The sequence below is a fragment of the Mycobacterium sp. RTGN4 genome, assembly GCF_033804635.1.
Lineage (GTDB): Bacteria > Actinomycetota > Actinomycetes > Mycobacteriales > Mycobacteriaceae > Mycobacterium.
The window spans coordinates 236,655-257,462 of record NZ_JAPZLB010000003.1 but is presented as its reverse complement, the minus strand read 5'-3'; the positions used below and the strand labels follow the sequence as shown (position 1 = coordinate 257,462).

Sequence of the window (20,808 nt, the reverse complement as noted above, 5' to 3'; positions counted from 1 at the left end):
TTGTGATGTATAGATAGGACGCGGGCGAGCAGCGTTCGGTTCCCTTGTCCACGAACCAATTTCAGGGCACCACATGCGCAGTGCGAATCGCCCGCTCGCACGCCGGGTCCAGGTCGGGTTGGTTGACCGCGTGTTGGCAGCCGACGGCGATTCGCACACCGCGATCGAGCACCGCCACCCAGTCCACCTCGACAACGGCCCTCCTTTCGCGGTACGTGACGGAGGGACGGTCTGCGCTGCGGGCGTCGGGATCGAAGTCAGCGAAGAGTCCGCGAGGCTGCTCGTCGAGCGCGCTCTTCAACGCTTCGGCCGTCTGCTGCAGCGTCTCCTCTACGCGCACCCGAGCCTGGGTGATGTGGATGGCGACGTGCGGATCGTACGGCGAATGCACCTGCACCCGAGCGGAACCCGGGCCAGAGACCACCCGTTCCACCACCCAGTCGGCTGGCAATTCGGCGGCGATCCGCCCCTCGACAACCCACGTCACGTCGTCAGCCTCGAGCGCGTGACTACCCGGATTCAAGGCCGCTCCGGCCAGCGCAGCGATGACTGCCAACGCGCCGACGAGCACCGCAATGCGCGGCTTGCGCGCGCGGGCGGGCCGCGGGTTCGAACCCGGCCCACCCAGCTCGGCTCGTCGACTGGCCAACACGGCGCGTCGCACCCCGTCGTCGTCCAACGAAGTCACGGCGATGCCGCGCTTGCGCAGCCTGCGGACGAGTTCAGCTGCCAACAACGGCGATTCGGGCACTCCATCCGGAACGTCGATCACGACAGACGTGGTTGCGGACAGCGTCGCCAACACGTTGTCGGCCACCCACTCAGCGCGACCGACGCGGGGCAGTACGAACCGCTCGCCGGTGGCGGTATGGACGACGACGCAATCCTGCCCGAGCTCGACGACCTCCGATGGTTCGGATCGAGTGCTACACCCCCGCAGCAGCACCGTCACGTGCGCGCACGATTCGAGCATCGCGTTCTCCACCAATTCGACGCGCGACCGAGGCCACCAGGACGGCACTACCAGCACGGCTGAACCTTGCTCGCCTGCGAGCGCCGCGTGCATGACGTCGCCCCACAATTCGCGAACCGCGACGACGCGATCGGCAACGACGGTGAGCCGGTCGTCGATCGCCTCGAGCGCGATCGAAGCCAACGTGGTCTCGACGACACCCGGCCCGCATACCGAGGCCGGACCGACCACCACGACTGGTTCGGTCATGGCGGATCGGTCCATGCGACCTGGACGAGCTGATCCGGATGTCCGCGCCTGATCATCGTCGCTCTGCCCTGGGGCAGCGCCGATGGCCGCACCGAGCCGAGCAACACACCCTCGTCGGGGCTCGCGCTCATCATCAGTCCGAGGCAGCCGACGTCCCGCAGCCCGGTCAACACGGGGTCGAACATCGCGCGCGCGGCGCCGCCGGCCCGGCGCGCAATGATGACGTGCAGCCCGAGATCCCGTGCGTGCGGCAAGAGCTCGAGCAGCGGCGTCAATGGATTGCGCGCTACGCCCGCCACCAATTCGTAGTCGTCGACGACGACGTACATGTCCGGACCCGACCACCACGACCGTTCCCTCAGCTGCCGTTGGGTGACGCCGGCGTCTGGCAGCCGGGCAGTCAACTGAACGGCAAGGTCGGCCACGTGAGCTTCGGCCGCCGCGACCGACATGGCGTAGCCACCCAGATGCTCGGTCTCGACCACTCCGAGCAACGTGCGCCGAAGGTCGACGACGACCAGCCGCGCGGTGCCAGGATCGTTGATGCGCACCAGTTCCCGACACAGCGTGCGCAACGCACTCGTCTTGCCGCACTGCGGCTCGCCAAGGATGAGCGCGTGTAGTGATTCGGTGAAGTCGATGGCCATCGGACGAAGCTCATCGCCGCCAAGCCCGAGCACCACATGCGCGGGCGAATGCGCGACCACCCCCTCGTAGGCCACCCGCGTTGGCATCGGTACTACTTCGGGTGCCGTCAGACCGCGGTGGCGCAGGCGCAGTTCATCCGCCGCCGCGCGCAGGGCGTCGTCGAGACCGTGGGCCGTCGCCACCGCGTCGAGCCGGGGCAATGCCACCACCAACTCGAGTCCTTCGCGAGTGATGCCGTGCCCGGCAGGTCGTTCGGCGAGCAGCCTGGCCCGCTTCCTATCGAGCTCAGAATCCGCGGGGTCACCGAGCCGCAGTTCGATCCGGGTGCCCAGCTGATCCTTGAGCGCAGGGCGGAGCTCGGCCCACCGCGAAGCCGCGATCACGACGTGTACGCCGACGGAAAGCCCCTGTGCGGCAATGGCGGTAATAGCCTCCTCCAGCCCGTCGAACTCTTGCCGAACCCCGGCCCAGCCGTCGATCACCAAGAACACCTCGCCGTGCTGCCTGATGTCCGCGGTTCGGAGCTGGGCCTCCCGACGGCGCACGACCGCTTGGAGGTGCGCGACGATCCGCCCCACCAGCTCGCGATCGAACCTGCCCGCGACGGCTCCCACGTGCGGCAACGACCGCACCGCCGACAGCGTGCCACCGCCGAAGTCGAGGCCGTATACCTGCACCGCGGCCGGATCATGGGTGGCGGCGAGCGCGAGGATCAAGGTCCGGACCGTCGTCGACTTGCCGCTGCGCGGCCCGCCCACCACCGCGACGTGACCTCCCGCCCCACGCAGGTCGGCGAGCAAGACATCGCGCCGTTGCTGAAACGGATTGTCCACCAACCCGATCGGCACTACCAGGCCGGGCGCCGGGGACGCGTCGGCGAGTACGGCGCCGAGCGTCGGCGAGACCGCCAGGGGCGGCAGCCACACCTGATGCGCACGCGTACCCGCCTCGGCCAGGCGGTCGAGCATCGTGTCGAGCACGCTGCGCGGGCCGGCTTCCGCAGGTGGACATTCCTTGTGGACGCGCCCAACCGGAGCAGCCGTGAACAGCGTAGGAACACCCACCGACCGCCTCGATGAGTCGGACCGATGGGCCGCCGCCATCGGGCCAGATACGAACGCGGTGCGGAACCGCACGAGTTCACCCGACGCGTTCTTCAGGTACGCGCCGCCCGGTGTGTTGGGTAGCTCGAAGGCCGCGGTGGTGCCGAGTACTGCGCGAGACTCTGCTGCGGAGAACGTCTTCAGGCAGATCCGGTAGGACAGATGGGACTCCAGTCCCCGGAGCCTGCCCTCCTCCAGTCGTTGGCTGGCCAGGAGCAGATGCATGCCAAGCGATCGACCCACCCGGCCGATGGCCACGAACAGTTCGACGAAGTCGGGATGTTGAGTCAGCAGTTCGGAGAATTCGTCAACGACGATGAACAGTGTCGGCAGCGGGGCGAACGCGGCGCCGTGGGTCCGAGCGGCTTCGTAGGCGGTGACGTTGGCGAAGTTGCCGGCCGCCCGAAGCAGTTCCTGTCTCCGGGTCAGTTCCCCGGCCAGCGCGTCACGCATGCGCGCCACCAGATGTGCCTCGTCGGCCAGGTTCGTGATCACCGCAGCCACGTGCCGTAGCCTTTCGAAGCCGAGAAAGGTTGCCCCACCCTTGAAGTCGACGAGTACAAGGTTCAGCGCCTCGGGCGGATGGGTGGCGACCAGCCCAAGGGTCAGCGTGCGCAGGAACTCCGACTTGCCCGAACCCGTCGCCCCGACGCAGAGCCCGTGCGGTCCGGTGCCACCATGTGCGGCCTCCTTGATGTCCAACTCGACGGGGTCACCCTGGTCGTCGACACCGATCGGGACCCGTAGCAGTCGCTCGACCGCGCGCGGCTGCCACAGCAGTTCCGGTGAGGCCAGCTCGGGATCTGGTATTCCCGTCAACTGCGCCCACGTCCCCGGAGTCGTGGTCGCATCGTCGGCGCCCTCGCGAAATGGGGCCAGGCGTCTGGCACACACCTCGGCCTGCATCGCGGTCAACGCGTCGGGCCGCTCGGGGAACGCGTCACCGGAGCAGTCGATCCGCACCCGGGGCAATGTCTCCATGGCGCCCGGCGCCGCGCCGACGGTCACCACCGTCATACCCTCCGGCACATGACCGTGCTCCTGCGCGAGCGCTGCGTCGACGATCACCAGCACGCGCTTCGCCGTGGTCGCCGTGACCTGCCGCATGCTGCGATGAGTCATGCGCGCTGGTCCCGCGGCATCCGTCGTCAACGACGATCGGTGGTGGGGAAGCCATTTCAGCCAGTCCCATTCTGATGCCGACGATCCATCGACCACGGCCGCGACGGAGACGTCGGACGGGCCGTGAAACACCGCGAGTTGGCAGACCATCGCCCGCACCAACGCGCGTGCAGCCGAGGTGTCCCCCTCGACGACCACCACGGGGCACTCTGGGAGGTCGATCGTGACAGGCAACTCCGTGACCGCCGACCGCGCTGCCAACAGGTGCTGCAACGCCATGTGCGTCACGGGATCGTGCTGACCCGAGTCGAGCTCGGGTGCCACCAGCGGTGTCGAAAGCGGTTTCCCCCCGAGCCCGACCCGAAGCTGAACGTAGTCGGCGTCACCCGGCCTGCGTTCCCACATCCTTGGACCACCCACCAGCGTCCACAGCGCGCTCGGATCGGGATGGCTCCACCACAGCGACCGACGTTGTGCATCAGCGGTTCTCGCGGCTGAGGCATCGAGCACATCGAGGTAACCCAAGTAGTCTCGCCTGTCCTCGTCGAGCTCGGCCGACCGTTGGCCGCCGCGGGCACCGTAGGCCAGCGAGCCGAGCGCCGACACCAGCATCATGACCGGAAACAACACGAACATCGGATTTCGAGCGACGCCCATGCCCGATGTGAAGTACAGCGCCATCATGCCCACTCCTGCGACGACCATCGCCACGGGCAACAGCCGTGCCAACGGGTTCGCCGGGCTCGGCTTGGGAAGGTCGGGTGGGCCGGCCACGTCAACGTCACCGACGTCGATATGGGGCGTCGGTAGCCGCGTTGCTCGTACGAAGTCCATCAGAGTCTTTGACGCGCTGGGGTCCGATTCGGTTCCGGCCAGCGGCAGAAACTTTGGTGCGTCGACGACCTCCGTGGCTCGGTTACGGTGGCGAATGCGAGCGATAACTCCGGGGGGAGGTGGGGCGGTGTCGGTGTGTCGGTTGTCCATTCAGACCGGTGGCGACGGCGACGTCCGCACGGTCGACGTCGCGGTGTGCGCGCAGACACCGGTCGGAATGTTGCTCCCGGCAGTCAACGACGTTGCACAGCTGTGGCCTCCGGCCCGAGGCACTCATGGGTGGCGCCTTGACCGGACCGTCGGCGGCCCGCTTGATGATTCGATGTCGTTGGATGCCAATGGCGTTCGCGACGGTGAGCTGCTGGTGCTCACGGCGGTGCACACGCCGATCCCACGGTCGACTTTCTGGGCGCCTGCCCGGACCGTCGCCTCCGCGGGCAGTCCGCCGCGCGAGTGCGACGGGGAACTCCGGGCCGCGGTGTGCATGTGGGCAGTAGTGGTTGCGGGGGCGGCGCTGGCCTGGTCCGGAGTCACCACTCACGCCGCAGGCCACCTGATCGTCGCCGCGTGCGGAGCATTTGCGGTGTGTTGGGCCGCGTTGCTCGGACGCAGCCCAACGTTGTCGGTGGCAGGCGCGGCGCTCACCGCGGCGGCCGGCTTCCTGGCCGTGCCGTCTGGGCCTGCCGCGCCCAATGTGTTGCTCGCCGCCTCGGCGGCGTCCGCGGTGGCAGTCGTGATGACGAGGCTCACCGGCGGGGCGTCGGCAGTACTGTCGGCGACGGCGTCGTGTTCGGCCCTGGTCGCGGCCACGGCCGCGGCCGCGACGTTCGCCGTGCTGCCCGTCGCGACCATCGGCGCCGCCCTCGCGACGGGAGCGCTCGGCCTGCTGGCGTTGGCGCCGCGGGTCGCAATCCTGTTGTCGGGGCTGAGCACTCGGGGCGACGCTGCCACCCGGGCGGGTGACGGTCACGCAACGTTGACGGGCCTCGTCGCAGGCAGCGTCGGAGCGGTGGTCGTCGGGACGGTGTTGGTGGCCCTCGGGTGCCTCCGAACAGAGCTGCCACCGGTGACCGGGGCGGCATTCACTGGCGTGGCCGGTCTGGTCACGCTGTTGCGCAGCAGGACCCACGCCGACACCGTCCGGCGCATCACGCTGACGTTCGGCGGATTGCTCGGCACGACAGCTGCTTTCGCAATCGTGACCGTCGTCGTTCCTCAATACGCCTACTGGTTCGCCGCAGCCGTGTGCGCGCTCGGACTTGGAGTGCTTCGTCAGCGCAGACTGACGGCCACCAACAGCCGGGCCGTCGACCTGATCGACTACGCGGCGCTCGCGGCCGTAGTTCCCTTGGCCTGCTGGGTCATTGGTGTCTATACACTGGCGCGGGACCTCCACCTGGCATGACGAATACGTGGGAGCGGGCGCTGCGGCTCACCGCCGTCGTTGGATTGGGGGCAATGGCGACCTGGACGTCGCCTCCGGCCGTTGCGGTGGCACCTCCAGCCGTCAACGGCTCGTTGTTGCCCGCACCACGCTCGCCCGCACCGCCCGGTCCGACTGAACAGACCGGGGACTGCGGGTACCCGATGCGTGCTACGCCGAAGGGTCGCCCAACTCAGTTGACGGACTTCGACGTCGCGGCGCTTCGCCCCCTCTCGCGCGGTTCGGGCCAGACGGTCGCCGTCATCGACACCGGGGTGGCGCGGCATCGGTTGCTCCCACGTCTGGTCGCAGGCGGGGACTACGTATCGGCTGGTGATGGCACCCAGGACTGCGACGGACACGGCACGCTCGTCGCGGGAATCATCGCCGCCGCACCGATCGACGATGATGATGTCGGAACGTTCGGCGGCATCGCACCCGATGCCGGAATCATCTCGATCCGGCAGTCGAGCAATGCTTTTCGCCGCTCGGAGGACCGCGCGGGTTCGGGTGTCGGGGACGTCGAGACGCTGGCCATGGCCGTGCGCACCGCCGCCGATCTTGGCGCAGGAGTCATCAACATCTCCTCGGTGGCGTGCGTACCCGCACGGGACGGGATCGAAGACGGCGCACTCGGCGCTGCACTGGCCTACGCCGTCGACGTCAAGAACGTGGTCGTCATCGCCGCGGCGGGCAACGTCGGCAGCCAATGCCCCGAGCAGAACCCTCTTGCCGATCCTGCGCATCCCGGCCGCCCGGACTGGGATGCCGTCAACGTCGTGGTGAGCCCGTCGTGGTACGACGACTACGTGTTGACGGTGGGGTCGGTCGGGGCGGATGGCCAGCCGTCGCCATTCACACTGGCGGGTCCGTGGGTGGACGTCGCGGCCCCGGGCGAAGGCGTGGTTTCACTCGCCCGCGACGGTGAGAGCCTCATCGATTCGGCGCCGGGATCGGCTGAGGGGGACCCGATTTCAGGCACCAGCTATGCCGCGCCCGTGGTCTCGGGTGTCGCTGCGCTCATGCGTGCTCGCGCTCCGCAACTGACGGCGCGACAGGTCATGCAACGCATCGAGCAGACGGCCCATCGTCCTCCCGCCGGTTGGGACCCGTTGGTCGGCTACGGCGTGATAGATCCGTTGGCGGCGCTCGGCGCGGCGCCGGGCCAGGACCCGGTCCGCACCGCAGCACCTTCTGCTCCGCGTTCGGTGGGTAACGGCAAGGCCGACCTGCGTACCCGCACAGTGGCGTTCGGTGGCGCGGCCGTGTGCATTGCGGTGGCCACTGCGGCCCTGATGCTCTCGGCGGGTCGGCTACGACGACGGCGGGAGCCCGTCGCGCAGGACTGACGCGGCGTCGGTGCTCAGTTCAGGTCCATGTGGCAGGTGTCCCAGGATCGACCACGGGGCTGCCCCGGGCGGTGCAGTCAAGCCCAGCTGGGTCGCGGCCTCGTCGTCCCGAATTCCGTACGCGACACCCGAATCGGTGACGAGGAAACGCGGTCCGGTCATGCCGTCATCGCCGAGGGCGCGGGTGGACCGGACGTCGGCGCTGCGGCCACCGGGTAGTGCGACGGCATCCACCTTGGGACCATCCCCGTCAGCCTGGGCCAGCTCCGCGATCTGCACGCCGTCCAACGCCGCCGGGCGGCCGGTCAACACCGTGGTGCTCGACTGCCCATCGATTTCGCTGCGCTGCCATTGCGCGCACACCAGGGCACCGGTTTTGGCGCCGACGGGCGCGCTCGCACGGCGTGGGAAGGTGTCGACCGGCAATGTCGCAACCGCCTTGACTCTCGCGATGGCCGCTGGCGTGACCGTCGGAATCTCGTCGGGTCCGCGATAGGCAAACCTGATGACGTCCGCGGCGACGTCGCCGATGCGCTGCACGCCGTCGACGAGGACGACGTAGAACTCATTGGCGTCGGCCCTGGCGACGCGCACCACGGTTCCGATGACAATCCCGCTCAATGATTCTGGGCCTGTCGATCCGACCCCGGCGATGCGAGGCACGGCCAACGCGGGCGCCTCGGGCACGGTGTCGAGCAATGCGCGCGACACCGGAAGCGCGACGATGCCATCGAGGCGCAAGGCCCGCACAACGGCCCGGTCACGGAGATCGACCGCAGCCCGCCACCCCTCGTAGAGCAGATAGGTGGTCGCGGCACTCTCGCCGCGCGGGGTGACGAGCACGATGCGCGATGGATCGAGCGCAAGACCCGCACCAACGATGACGACTGTGCGTTCGCCGTCGCACACCGTCCACAGTTGCTGCGGCAACGGCGCGCCGATCGTGGACGGGGCGCCCGGAATGCCGACCATGGGGCCTCTTTTCACGTCGGCGATCGTTGCCTCCGCAACGATGATCGGCTTGGTGCTGGTACGCGCGAGCAGATGGGCGGATGCCAGGTTGTAGACCGGATGGAGGGTGTCACCGAGGCGCACGTACACCGCTCCCGATTCACGTGCCATCACGATCGGCGCATCGCCGGGCGTGCCGTGCGGCTTCACCACGGCCATGATGGCGCAGCCCGCAACGGCGATCGCCGCGAGCACGCATCCCGCTGCGAGCGAACGTGATTGCGCACGCATGGGGTCGTCGTCCATCGCGACGTCCCTGCGCACCAATGCATGTTCCATGCGCCGCGTCAGAAAGCGCTGAGCGCTCACCTGCAGCCGCGTCGACGCTTGCCGACTTTCACCACCAACCACGAAATCCCCCGGTACCCAGCCTAAGCGCTACCGGATCTGCTCCAACGCACCGATTCTCGGCGCCCGGAGGGCCCACCCGTAGGACGCCGACAAGGGACTCGAACGCGATACCCCGCTATGTCAGAACGAAGTTCGCCATCAACACCGAACCAGACGCCGGATCAACCGATTGACGGATGTGCATATTCAGCTCGCGCTGAGATGATGAGGTCTTTAAGATTGCTGAGTGTTCCGATTAGAGGGGGAAGCGGGATGCGCTTCACCTTGAGGGGTCCGTGTCTCACCGACGCACGACTGGTGCGCCAAATGGGAGACACCGCACCATGACGGCCCCCACGGTCGACTTCCAGGGCAAAGTCGCAGACCGACGGAACGAACTGGCCGAACTCAGGGCGGCCGTGCAAGCGGCCGAACGCGTCGGCGGAGGATGCGTCCTGCTCGGCGGGACTCCCGGCGTAGGAAAGTCGACGCTCGTACAGGCATTTGGCGCAGAAGTCTCTGGACGAAATTGCGTGTTTGCTTACGGACGGTGCCGCGACGGTGAACCTGCACCGTATTCCGCGCTGGCCGATGTGCTCAGGACGATCGTCGGCACCATGGACGCGACCGGTGCGGCCGAGCGCGCACAATGGCGCGCAGACGTCGTCGGCGGGATGCCTGGGCTGGTCGGCATTCTCGGGGACCTCGTGCCCGAGCTGTCACAGGTAGTCGGCGAGCAAACGTATACGGCTGACCTCAACGCACCGGATCCTCGTGGTCGTTTGCACCGCGCGGCCATCAGGCTGGTGTCCGACACCGCGACCTACCGGCCGGTGGTGCTCGCGATCGACGACCTGCAATGGGCCGATCGAGATTCGCTGCTGCTGCTCGCCGAACTGTTGACGATGTCGCTGCGCAACGTGTTGGTGCTCGGTGCACATCGCCAGGGCGAGTTCGACCCCGGCGCTGCAGGCATTAAGCCGGACCGCTTCACCGCCATCCAGCTCGAACCGCTGGCCCCCGAACACGTCGAGGAACTACTCGCCGACGTGTGCGGCCAGAGCGTGGATCTCGGCGACGTGGCCGCCGAGTTCCACCACCGCACCGGTGGCAATCCGCTGCAGGTCCGTCAACTGTTGTACCGCGCACAACGCGAGGGTGCGCTCCTCCCGGCCACCTTGGGCGGCCGACCCAGTTGGGACCTGCGGGTACTGACATCGATCGAGGTCACCGCCTCGGCCGCGGAGTTCTTCGCCGGCTACCTCGCTCAGCTGCGCCCGAACGACCGGGCGGTGTTGAGTTCGCTGGCGTGCATCGGTGGCGAGTTCGACCTCGACGACGCGACCGCAGCGGCCGCGCAGTCGCCCGACGTCGTGGCCCATGCGCTCTGGGCGTGCCTCGAGCTTCGCCTGCTAGAGGCCCTCGACGGGGACGGCCAGCGGATCACCAACGCGATCAGTCGCGACGCCCGCTATCGGTTCAGCCACGATCGCGTGGCCGAGGCAGCGCGCGCGGGCGTGTCCGCTGACGACATGCGTGCCGTTCATCTGCGCGTCGGCCGACGGCTGGTCACGCTGGGCGACGATCGGCTGTTCGAGGCCGCGCGCCACGTCGGCATCGGTGGCCTGGGGCTGGCCGACGACGTCGAACGCACCAGATTCGTCGAAGTAGTACGGCGGGCGGAGCGCAAGGCTCGGGCGCAGGCCTCGTTTCCATTGGCGTTCGGGTACTGCCGGAACGCTTTGGATCTGCTCGGCGAGCAACGTTGGACCACGCACTTTGAGCTGACCCGGGAGCTGCATCTCGATGCCGCCGACGCGGCATTGCTGGTGGGTGATGTGACGGCGCTAAATGCGCTCCTCGACGAGGCCGAGGAGATCTTGCGCGAGCCCGCGGACCGCGCGCGAGTCGCTTACCTCCGGCTCAAGGGGCGGGTCACCGAGAACCGTCTGCAAGAGGCGCTCGAGATCGGGCTTGCCGCGCTCGACGAGCTCGGCGAAAGGGTGCCGACCGACGCGGGCAAGCCACGCATGGGCAACGCGATCGTCCGGATGATGATGACGATGCGCCGCTGGAGCACCGAGCGGCTGCTGCGGCTACCGCACTGTGATGACCAGTTGGTCATCGAGATCCACCGGATTCTTCTCGAACTGCGCAACATGTCGTACCTCGTCCGGCCCAACCTCATGCCGTTGCTCGTACGAAAACAGCTCGATCTCACGTTGGCCCACGGCCACACGCCGTACTCCCCGCTGGTCATCAGCGGTTACGGGGTTATCCGCGTGGTGCTCGGTGATCACGCGGGCGGCCAGCGCTTCAGCGAGGTAGCCATGCGGCTGGCCGAGCGCCCGGAATTCCGGGAGGCCCGCCCGCAGACGGTGTTCACGCACGTGAACTTCATCCGCCATTGGCGCCACCCCATTCGCGACGGCCTTGGCGACCTTCGCGATGCCGTCGAGGGCGCGCTGGACCAAGGTGACCAGGAATACGCCGGATTTCTGGTCGCGTGCCTGCTCTCCCAGTCATTCTGGGTCGGTCGTCCGCTCGCGGAGATCGACGTCCTCGCCAGGTCCCTGATCCCCCACATCCGTTCCCAGCCCGTGTCGAGCGCGCTTTGCCAGGCTATGCAGCAGCTTTGCCTCAATATGATGGGCCGCAGTGCCGATCCGTTCCTCCTCGCCGGCGAGAGCGGCTACGACGAGCGAGAGGTGCTGCCGGCCGCCCGCCTTGAGGGCGACGAGGTGGCCCTTGGCGTAGCCGCAGCGATGAAGCAGGGGCTGCACTTCTGGTGCGGCGACCACCCTGGCGCAGTGGCCGCGACGCCAGAGGCAATCGAGCATCTCGGCGGGCTGGTCGGCACCACGACCTCACAACTCGTCTATATGGTCGGTGCCCTCAGCATGCTGGAATGCGCGCCGCGGGCCCCTTCGACAGCCCGCTTCGTGCGTCAAGCACTGGCGTCGCACCGCAAGTGGGCGGCGGGCGCACCGGAGAATTACGCGGCACCGTACGCCCTGATCCAGGGAGCGTGGGCGCGAGCGCGCGGGCGACGTTCAGACGCGGAGCGCTACCTTCACCAAGCGATTGAGCTGGCCGAGGAAAACCATCTCCCAATGATCGGTGCGCGCGCCCTCGAGGAGACCGCCGCCCTCTATGCCGACATCGGGCGGACGACGCTCTCCCAACACATGCTGCGGACGGCGTACCAGCGCTGGCTGAATCTGGGCTTCGCGGTGCGCACGGACTGGCTCGCGCGGGAGCACCCCTGGCTACTGCGACGCGATCTCAAGACGGACTCGGCGGGGATCGACCCGATCGGCGCGCATCAGCTGCTGCACGCGCTGTCAGGGGCACGAACCCCGGACGGTTTGGCCAACATCATTCTGGGCTCGGTCGCGGACACGACCGGTGCGGGCCGCGTCCTGTACCTCACCGGTGGAACGGAGAATCTGTCGGTCCGCGCCATCAATGATCACGGCGACATTTCGATTGTGGACGGGCCGTGGACCGAGGTGTCCTATGACACGAACATCGTGCGGCGCGTGATGGACGCCGGATCCCCGCTGATCGTCGCCGCCGACCCCGTCCGACTGGCCAGCCAGCCACCGGGACTGCGCCAACAGCAGCAGCCAAATGAGGCATCGGGGCTGTCCAAACTCGTCGTCCCAATAAGGGTGCAGGACAAGACAATCGGTGTGATCTACGCCGAACAGGACCAGCCTGACAGATACTTCGACGCCGACCACGAGGAGGCGGTCGCCTTCCTGTGCGCCCAGGCTGCCGCGCCCCTATGGAACTTCCAGCTCGAGGCACGACTACGGGCCGCCGACGAACACCGACAGTCCCTGATGGACGTGCAATCGAGGTTTGTGCCCAACGAACTGCTGCGCATCCTCGACATCGACGACCTTCGCCGCGTCCGCAGCGGTTACCGGGTCGAACGCGAGATGACCGTGCTCATCAGTGACATCCGGGGCTACACCACCATGATCGAGGACATGAACGTCGCTGAGGCGGGCAACTTGGCGATGGGCTTTCTGCGCGCCGTCGAGCTCCCGATCATCAGCTACAACGGGATGATTCAAGACGTACGCGGGGACGAGATCGTCGCCGTCTTCGAGTCCGAGCCCGACGCCGTCCGGGCGGGATTGGCCATGCTGCGCTCGTTGCGGGAACACAACCAGGAACGTAAGGCGTTGGGCTCCGAGGAGCTGCGCGCGGGCATCGGCATCAACACCGGCGCGGTCGCGGTGGGGCTCGTCGGCGGGGTAAACCGCATGGTGCTCACCATCATCGGCGACGCGGTGAACCTGGCGGCACGCATCGAGAGCACCAACAAGCGCTACGGCTCCGCCCTGCTCATCTCCGACCGCACGTATAAGCGCCTCGCTGATTCCGAGCAGTTCGACGTCCGCCGCATGGAGCGCGTCATGGTGGTCAACCGACGTCGACCGGTGACGATTTACGAAGTGTACGACGAGGATTCAGCTCCGGTTCGTGCCGCGAAGCGCGCGGCACAACCCGCGTACGACGAGGCCTTCAACCTGTTCGACGCAGGCGAAGTCGACAAGGCGCGCGCCGCCTTCGAGCGATGCCGCGCGTTGCTGCCCGAGGATCCCGTCGCCCCGCTGCACCTGGCGCATTGCGACGCGGTTGCCCGCGGCGAGATGACCCCTGGTCAAGAGATCGCACTACTGCAAAAATGACACTCACGACAAAGTTGTCTGCAATGATTTGAAGTTACATTCGACGAGGGGGGTCTCGGTCATGTACTTGAGCGCGGAACGGTTGGCGCTTGCCAACCAAGCGGTTCGGGAGACGTTTGAACAGTCCAGCGTTGCCTGGCAAGCCATCCCGCACTGGGAGACCGGTGACCCGAGTCAGACCACGGTGCGCCAGGACAACGTGACGGGGCCGCCGGGCTACCTGCCGCTGCAGACGCTGCCCCAGCCCTTCTCGGTGACGCTGGCCGAGGCGATCGCCCCGACGCACGATGCAGTGCTCGCGAAGGTGATCGCCAACACCGCCATACTCGCTGGGAAGTTCGACGACATCGTGATCCCGGCACTCCACGTCGCGGGCATGCAAACTGTCGGCGTCGGGACGGCGACGCCGCCCGAACTCCTTTACTCGCTCATCATGGCGCGATCGATGGTCGAGAAGGGCGGGTACCGCGCGCCCTCAGCTGGCGTCACGCACGTATTTGGGCTGATCTTTCTCAGCCAGTTGGTCAGCGGATACAGCGTCTACAACTCTCTGCTCACCCCCGCGAACGTCAACTCGGTATATCGCGTGGACACGCTTGAAGTAGCCCCTCTGACACCTCCAACCCCTGTTCGGGGGTACATGGTGGGCCGCCGCCAGCGTATTGCGCAGGGCGGCGCGCCAGCGGCATCGCCGGGTGAGGAGCCGGTGGACATCGCGGTAAGCGTTACTCCACGTTTGGAAGTCGTCGGCGACACGGCCGCCAACACGATTGATCTCATAGTCCGGGTCAGCTTCGTGACGAGAGTCAAGGACGTCGGCGGACTCGTCGCTTTCATTTCGTAATGACCTCGACCCCGGCCCTGGCGTATTGGGCCCCTGCCGCGTCGAACGCGCTGGAGGACTATCTCGCCTTGAGCAAGGACGCCTGCGACGACGAGATCAAGAGGCTCTACGGTCCCGACGAACGCAGAGCCAAGGCGCTCCACGAACTGATCCTTGACTACCCGCTGCGCGGCGGTAAGGCGCTGCGGCCAGCGCTGAGCATCGCGATGTGCCTCGGGCTCGGCGGCCACCTCGAGGCGATCCTGCCGACTGCGGCGACCCTCGAGCTCTACCACAACGCATTTCTCATCCACGACGACATCGAGGACGAATCGTGGTCGCGGCGTGGCAAACCCACGCTGCACATCGACCACGGCGTCCCGATCGCCGTCAATGTCGGCGACGCCATGCTGTCGCTGTCGTTACAGCCGCTGCTCGACAACGTCGAGCGCGTCGGGCTGGGCCCCGCCCTGCGCATCCTGCGGGCCGTAGCGCACATGACTCGGCAGACCGTCGAGGGACAGGCGCTGGAACTCGAGTGGGTCCGGTCCAACACCTGGCGGCTCGATGACGCCGACTACCTCGAGATGGTGGAACTGAAGACCAGCTGGTACTCGTTCATCACACCGCTGCAGGCCGGTGCGATTGCCGCTGGCGCCCAAGCGAAGTGGTTGACGCCGCTGGAATCCCTCGGCCGGCATCTCGGAGCCGCCTTCCAGATCACCGACGATCTGCTGAACCTGCGGGCGGACCCGGAGGAATACGGCAAGGAGATCGGGGGCGATCTCTGGGAGGGCAAGCGGACGCTGATGCTCCTACACACCTTGCGGTGTGCCGAACCGAACGAGCGGGATCGCGCGGTGCACATCCTGGCCAAGCGCCGCCCGAGCCCGGACGGCGAGTTAGACCTGACGGATCTGCTCGATCGACTCACCGGACTCGGGCAACTCTCGCAGTCGGGTCGCACCGAAATCACGGCTCGCCTGCAAGGACACCGCCACTCGGAGTCCAAGAGCCTCAACGACATTCGATGGCTCTACGAATTGATGAACCGCGTCGGTTCGCTCAAGCATGCTCGGGATGTCGCCGCCGAGCATGCCCGCCAGGCCGCCGCCGCGCTAGCCAATCTCGATTGGTTACCGCCCAGCCAACACCGCGACGCACTTGCCTGCCTCGTCGACTACGTACACGGGCGGACCCGATGAATACCGAAGCCATTACCGGCATGCTGGCGGAGCTCGAGCAGATCCGCGAGCTCACTCTCGACCTCATCGAGCAGCAGACCCCGCAGTTGCGCCCAGTCCCACCGGACGAGACCGACGGACCGGAACGAACGGCGTTCGACCTACTTGTCGGCGCGCGGCGCGCGGTCCTCGGCAACCCCGCGGCCGCCCGACGGCTGCACGATCTACTCGTTGCCGAGGGTCGCCGCTACGCAACCACACCCCAAGGTGCACAGTTGCGCGACGCGTTGGTAGCTTCCGAGGCAGTCGAGAACCTCCGACGCGTCTGGGAGATGGTGAGCCTCAACGTTCTCGACGGCCTCGCCACGCCCAACGGCACGCCCGACGCCTGGGCGGAGCTGCTTGCCGACATTGCGATGGGGCAGGGCCTCGACGATTCCATTCTGGAGCGCTTGCGGCCCGAGGGGTTCGCATGACGCTCACCGATCCCCACGAAGCGCTCGCCGATCAGAGCACCTTCATTGGCTATCTGGTTGGCCTCGCCGGGCTGGCCCGGCTGGTTCACACACTGGCCGCCGATAGCAACCTCCAAGCTGAGACTTCCTGCGATTCCGACGACTTCGTGCACCTGCTGTTAGGCCTCGCCAGCCTAGGAGACGCGATCGAGCGGCTCGCCGAACCCGCACTGGCGCAACACTATCCCCGAATCGAAGCCGACCCTCCGGGCTGGGCGACTAGGCGTTGGCTGCGATGACCACGCTGCTCGCACGCAACGACTTTCACCGCGCCCCAGTGCTGGCCGGCGCCAGGCCAACGGGTTTCAAGGAGTGGCATCACTTCGTGGTCCACGGGCAAGGCGTGCGGCTGTTGATCAACTTCAGCCTCTTCAATGAAGGCTTCGGCACTGACGAAGCCCGACTTGCGCCACGGGTCATCGTGATCGCTCACGACGAGAACTGGAGCGGCGCGATCGAGCGGTTCGACGAGCGCGCTCTGAACGTCTCAGCCGATCTGAGTGAACTGACCATCGGCGCCAACCGGATGACCGTGCTGCCCGACGGCTATCGTGTCGCAATCGATCTACCCGACAAGGGTATTCGGGGAGAATTGCACTTCACCTCGCCGAGTAGTCCCTTCGTGGTCCGCAACCAACCGCTGGGGGACGGGCGGATAAATTGGCTCTTCGTACCGAGGCTGCGCGCTGAGGGCTGGTTGCGTATCGGCGGCCGGGAGCACCACATGAAAGACGACCTCGCCTACCACGACCACAACTGGGGTCGGTTCTGGTGGGGCGACGACTTTGGTTGGACGTGGGGCACCATTTTGCCCACGGCACCCGCGGACCCGTGGTCGATGGTGTTCCTGCAGACGACCAACCGGAGCCGGCTGCGCTGTCTGACCCAAGCACTCTACGTGTGGCACCACGATGAGCCCGCCGCGATATTCCGGCACGCGGCGGTACAGACGCGTTCGGTCGGTCAGCTCAGCCGGGCAGCAGATTGCACGTTGCCGCCCCCGATGCGGCTGCTCCTGGACGGCGAGGTGCGGGGTGCGCCAGAACGGATCGACATCACCGCGAGGCGGGCAGGCGACAACGTGGACGTCGAGTTCCGCTCGCGCTCGTATGCCCGGCTGGCGCAGCCGAGCGAGACATGCCTCGACCGATCGACTGTGCTCTGCGAAACCGACGGTACAGTCCGGGCGAGCGGATCGATCAACGGCGAAGACTTCGACTTCGTTGGCACCGGCGTATTCGAGTTCCTCCATGGCTGAACGGGTTTCGTCGTTACTGCGGCGCTCGGTCCGGCACCTTGAGCACGAGGTGCCCGACAGTTACCGCTTGCTAGTCGCAGAGCTCGGCACGATGGTGGTCGAACTCGACGTCGACGGCGAGGTGTTTACCTTGCGCGGCGGTGACCGACTTCAGGTATCGGACGGTGCGGCGCAGATGGCCGGTGCCCGAATCCTCACCTCGCGAGCCGCCATCCTCGACCTGCTCGACGCCAGGGTAGGACTGGGCGAGGCCGTCGAGGGCGGCTCGGTGGCCGTCCGAGGCTCACTCGATGACGTCCAGCGAGCCCACGACACAATGCTCGCCTACGTTCACGCTGCGGTCCGGGCGTCCACCCAGCCCGCACTGCTGTCCGAACTCCGGGCGGGCCGATGAGCGAACACATCTCGACGCCGGCATCCTGCGAACGACGTCCCACCGTGGCGGTGCTCGGGGCAGGCATCGCCGGCCTCACCGCCGCTCACGAGCTCGCGGAGCGTGGCTTCGTCGTCACGGTGTACGAAGGTCGCGCCGATGAGCGCAACGGATTGGGAACCGAGCCGGCATGGACGTACCCGCCCGTCAAGCTCGGCGGCCTCGCCGCTTCTCAGTATTCAACGGTGGGCACACACGACGGGAGCAAAGCTGAGCTGCGTCCGTTCCCGGGCCGAAGGGGCCAGCCGCGTAATCCCGGTAGAGCTGTCGCGGGTGAACATGGCTTTCGCTTCTTCCCGGCGTTCTACCTGCACATCTGGGACCTGTTCCAACGCACCCCGGTCTATCAGCTCACGCAGACGGCCAACGGCACGGCCTGCTGGACACCAACCCCTCGCACTGTCTACGACAACGTCCGGCGGGTAATCACCAAGGGCATCACGGTAGACGGCGAGCCGTCCCTCGTCTTTCCCAGCGAACGCCCACGTAGCCCCGCTGAGTTTTTCGGAATCCTTAGCCAACTCGGAACATTGGGCTTCACTCCGAGCGATGTCGCGACGTATATGAGCAGGCTGCTCCGTTACCTCGTCACCAGTCCCTTGCGTCGTGCGGAAGAACTGCAGAACGTGTCCGCCTACGACTTCTTGGTCGGACACGACAGCACAACGGGGATGAACCAGTTCTCCTATTCGCCGCGTTGCGACGCGCTGTTGCGCCAAATGCCAAGGGTCCTAGTGGCTCTCGATTCGCAGTGGGGCGACGCACGCACCAACATGTCCACGTATCTTCAGCTCTACCTCAACATGGACCGCCGCGACAACAAGGCCGACGGGGTACTCAATGGGCCTACCACCGAGGCGTGGTTCGACAATTGGTACCGCCACCTCCTCGCACTCGGTGTCCGCTTCGTCCGCGGTGCGGCGCAATGCCTCGATCCGCCCGCCTTCGACCCGAGTCAGCCGCCCCACCTGAGGCCCCGAGTACACGTGACGCTCGCCGACGGAACCCAGGTTGCTCCGGACTACACGGTCGTCGCCGTGGATGCGCCAGGGGCCGAATACATCACGTCGGCGTTGCGCGCGGCGGGGACCGGAGGCACGGTGGCGAAGCTGGACGGTTTCACCACGTCTGCGCCACCACCCGACGGCCCGCTGCAAGCCGGGTCGACGCGCCCTTGGACGCGGCGGGATCCCTACGCGATGGACCAGCTGGGCCGGGTGCCATGGGATCGGTTCCAAACGCTGTGCGGCATCCAGTACTACTTCGACACGGAATTCCAGCTGCTCCGCGGACACATGTTGTTGACCGGCACTCCGTGGGCCCTATCGTCGATCAACCAGACTGGAATGTGGGAGCAGCGACCGTCGCTCGACCGCGACGGCTACATCTCGGTGCTCTCAGTCGACATCGCGGATTTCAATACCCCTTCCACTCACCTGGTCGACGAGTCTGGCCGGGGCAAGGCGGCCCGCGACTGCACTGCCGACGAAATCGCCGCAGAAGTATGGCGACAGTTCGTCGCTGCGCTCACAAGCCAGAAAGGCATTGTGGCGGAGAACATTCTGCCGTGGCCGGTGTGGTACGCACTCGACCGAGGCCTAACGATGGAAGCCGGCCCGGGTCAAGGCAAAGGTTGTGTGGCCCGCAACGAAACCCCGTACCTCGTTCCCATAGTCGGGGACTGGACCAATCGGCCAGGGACCGAACCGTGGAATCCGCACGGATCGTCCTGGAGTTACCTGCCGCCCGAAGACTGGTGGCTCGAAGATCTCGAGCAGCGCAATGTCTGGCAGGCCCGCCATGGCGGCTATCAAGTGCACAACAATTCGGTGGTTTTCGCGGGCACGTGGAACAAGACGTTCACCAGGGTGACATCGATGGAGTCTGCGTGCGAGTCGGGACGCCACGCCGTCAATGCCATTCTCGACCACTATGTTTGGGTGGAATCGGGCGGTCTCGACCTTCGGGAGAACACGACACTCGGCTGGGACTTCCCCTACGGCTTTCTCGATCAGGGACTGTCGAGTCCGGTTCGGTTCCCTACCCCGGCCGGTGATTATTGCTACGTCTTCGACATCGAGAACCGCGAGCCTGCCGATACCCGCGCCCTACGCAACCTGGACAGCAAGTACTGCCTTGCGTCGCTGCCACATCCATTGGACACACTGGCCGCACCTGCGGTCGGCGCCCCCACGTCCCCCATCCCCCCACTCTCTGGAGGTCATTAAATGTCCGCGCCCCAGCCTGATTACAACCATCAGATGATTGCGTACCTCCAGATCTGGCGCGACATTCTGGAGAAGGCAGCGGCCGCCGCGGCGGCGCTCGCCGCCAACATGGCCTTCACACCGCCGGGCATGCCGTTCCTGCCTCCGGGCATGCCGTTCGCGCCTCCCGGCCTGCCGTTCGCGCCTCCGGGCATGCCGTTCGTGATGCCGGGTATGCCGCCGATGCCAGCCGCCCCTCCCGTCGCGCCAGCACCACTTGACTATGCCCAGCAACTGTTCAGCAATCTCCAGGCGTGGAGGCAGTCGCTCGAACAACTTGCGGCGCGCCCCCGATCGCCTCAGCCATCGACCGCACCGGCTTCGGCCGGCAACGCCACTGGGAGATATCCCACTGGTGACAGCTCTGGCGAAACCAATCCCTCCTACCCTTACCCGATACCCACCCCGCCAGGCGCCGACGACCTGAGCAGAAGCGGAGATGTCGAGCGCGGGGGCGGCGCAGCGACGTCGACGAGCAAGTCGAGTAGGTCGGAGGTGCCCGTTGCGCCCCGCAACGACGAGCAATCCGCCAGCGTGCCCATCGATCGCTACGGCAACCAATCGCAAACGTGGCCGCCGC

At 66.8% G+C, this 20,808-nt stretch carries 12 protein-coding genes and 1 pseudogene; 10 read left to right on the top strand and 3 right to left on the bottom strand.

The annotated features are described in order from the left end of the window. Positions 1–61: 61 nt before the first annotated feature. Positions 62–1,222, bottom strand: coding sequence for a type VII secretion-associated protein (locus SLQ30_RS08150; protein ID WP_319445755.1), 1,161 nt, complete (start codon positions 1,220–1,222; stop codon positions 62–64). Next, positions 1,219–4,929: a type VII secretion protein EccCa gene (gene eccCa / locus SLQ30_RS08145; protein WP_319445754.1), complete on the bottom strand. Its 3,711-nt coding sequence runs from the start codon at positions 4,927–4,929 to the stop codon at positions 1,219–1,221. The genes SLQ30_RS08150 and eccCa overlap by 4 nt, the downstream gene beginning before the upstream one ends. A 142-nt stretch (positions 4,930–5,071) precedes the next feature. Here eccCa and eccD point away from each other — a divergent pair, with 142 nt between their 5' ends. Next, positions 5,072–6,334: a type VII secretion integral membrane protein EccD gene (gene eccD / locus SLQ30_RS08140; protein WP_319445753.1), complete on the top strand. Its 1,263-nt coding sequence runs from the start codon at positions 5,072–5,074 to the stop codon at positions 6,332–6,334. Continuing rightward, entirely contained in the window at positions 6,331–7,701 is a 1,371-nt protein-coding gene (gene mycP / locus SLQ30_RS08135) for a type VII secretion-associated serine protease mycosin (protein ID WP_319445752.1), read from the top strand. Before eccD ends, mycP begins: the two co-directional genes overlap by 4 nt. Here the strand turns inward: mycP and eccB are convergent. Beyond that, positions 7,666–9,063, bottom strand: coding sequence for a type VII secretion protein EccB (eccB, locus tag SLQ30_RS08130; protein WP_319445751.1), 1,398 nt, complete (start codon positions 9,061–9,063; stop codon positions 7,666–7,668). The genes mycP and eccB overlap by 36 nt on opposite strands. A gap of 323 nt (positions 9,064–9,386) precedes the next feature. On the opposite strand from eccB, the gene SLQ30_RS08125 reads away from it, so the two are divergent. The 8 genes and pseudogenes from SLQ30_RS08125 to SLQ30_RS08090 form a co-directional block, all read left to right on the top strand. Further along, on the top strand, positions 9,387–13,748 hold the full coding sequence (locus SLQ30_RS08125) for an AAA family ATPase (protein WP_319445750.1): 4,362 nt from the start codon (positions 9,387–9,389) through the stop codon (positions 13,746–13,748). 61 nt (positions 13,749–13,809) lie between these two features. Then, positions 13,810–14,592, top strand: coding sequence for a hypothetical protein (locus SLQ30_RS08120; protein ID WP_319445749.1), 783 nt, complete (start codon positions 13,810–13,812; stop codon positions 14,590–14,592). Continuing rightward, positions 14,592–15,776 (top strand): polyprenyl synthetase family protein, encoded by a 1,185-nt coding sequence (locus SLQ30_RS08115; RefSeq protein ID WP_319445748.1) that lies wholly within the window; start codon positions 14,592–14,594, stop codon positions 15,774–15,776. Before SLQ30_RS08120 ends, SLQ30_RS08115 begins: the two co-directional genes overlap by 1 nt. Continuing rightward, positions 15,773–16,231, top strand: coding sequence for a hypothetical protein (locus SLQ30_RS08110; protein WP_319445747.1), 459 nt, complete (start codon positions 15,773–15,775; stop codon positions 16,229–16,231). The genes SLQ30_RS08115 and SLQ30_RS08110 overlap by 4 nt, the downstream gene beginning before the upstream one ends. Further along, complete coding sequence (locus tag SLQ30_RS08105) at positions 16,228–16,509, top strand: hypothetical protein (RefSeq protein ID WP_319445746.1); 282 nt, start codon at positions 16,228–16,230, stop codon at positions 16,507–16,509. Before SLQ30_RS08110 ends, SLQ30_RS08105 begins: the two co-directional genes overlap by 4 nt. Further along, positions 16,506–17,528, top strand: a complete 1,023-nt coding sequence (locus SLQ30_RS08100) for a hypothetical protein (protein WP_319445745.1) — start codon at positions 16,506–16,508, stop codon at positions 17,526–17,528. Before SLQ30_RS08105 ends, SLQ30_RS08100 begins: the two co-directional genes overlap by 4 nt. Further along, the gene (locus SLQ30_RS08095) at positions 17,521–17,922 is read left to right on the top strand and encodes an SCP-2 sterol transfer family protein (RefSeq protein ID WP_319445744.1); all 402 of its coding nucleotides are present in this window, start codon (positions 17,521–17,523) and stop codon (positions 17,920–17,922) included. The genes SLQ30_RS08100 and SLQ30_RS08095 overlap by 8 nt, the downstream gene beginning before the upstream one ends. Then, positions 17,919–20,609: pseudogene (locus tag SLQ30_RS08090) on the top strand (NAD(P)-binding protein); the annotation flags it as partial. The gene SLQ30_RS08095 and the pseudogene SLQ30_RS08090, both read left to right, overlap by 4 nt. Between the last annotated feature and the right edge of the window lie 199 nt (positions 20,610–20,808).

Excerpts from the sequence above, each read along its gene's own strand:
- SLQ30_RS08105 (WP_319445746.1), top strand. The coding sequence starts at position 16,228 with ATGACGCTCACCGATCCCCACGAAGCGCTCGCCGATCAGAGCACCTTC.
- SLQ30_RS08150 (WP_319445755.1), bottom strand. The coding sequence starts at position 1,222 with ATGACCGAACCAGTCGTGGTGGTCGGTCCGGCCTCGGTATGCGGGCCG.
- eccCa (WP_319445754.1), bottom strand. The coding sequence starts at position 4,929 with ATGGACTTCGTACGAGCAACGCGGCTACCGACGCCCCATATCGACGTC.
- SLQ30_RS08110 (WP_319445747.1), top strand. The coding sequence starts at position 15,773 with ATGAATACCGAAGCCATTACCGGCATGCTGGCGGAGCTCGAGCAGATC.
- SLQ30_RS08120 (WP_319445749.1), top strand. The coding sequence starts at position 13,810 with ATGTACTTGAGCGCGGAACGGTTGGCGCTTGCCAACCAAGCGGTTCGG.
- SLQ30_RS08095 (WP_319445744.1), top strand. The coding sequence starts at position 17,521 with ATGGCTGAACGGGTTTCGTCGTTACTGCGGCGCTCGGTCCGGCACCTT.
- mycP (WP_319445752.1), top strand. The coding sequence starts at position 6,331 with ATGACGAATACGTGGGAGCGGGCGCTGCGGCTCACCGCCGTCGTTGGA.
- SLQ30_RS08115 (WP_319445748.1), top strand. The coding sequence starts at position 14,592 with ATGACCTCGACCCCGGCCCTGGCGTATTGGGCCCCTGCCGCGTCGAAC.
- SLQ30_RS08100 (WP_319445745.1), top strand. The coding sequence starts at position 16,506 with ATGACCACGCTGCTCGCACGCAACGACTTTCACCGCGCCCCAGTGCTG.
- SLQ30_RS08125 (WP_319445750.1), top strand. The coding sequence starts at position 9,387 with ATGACGGCCCCCACGGTCGACTTCCAGGGCAAAGTCGCAGACCGACGG.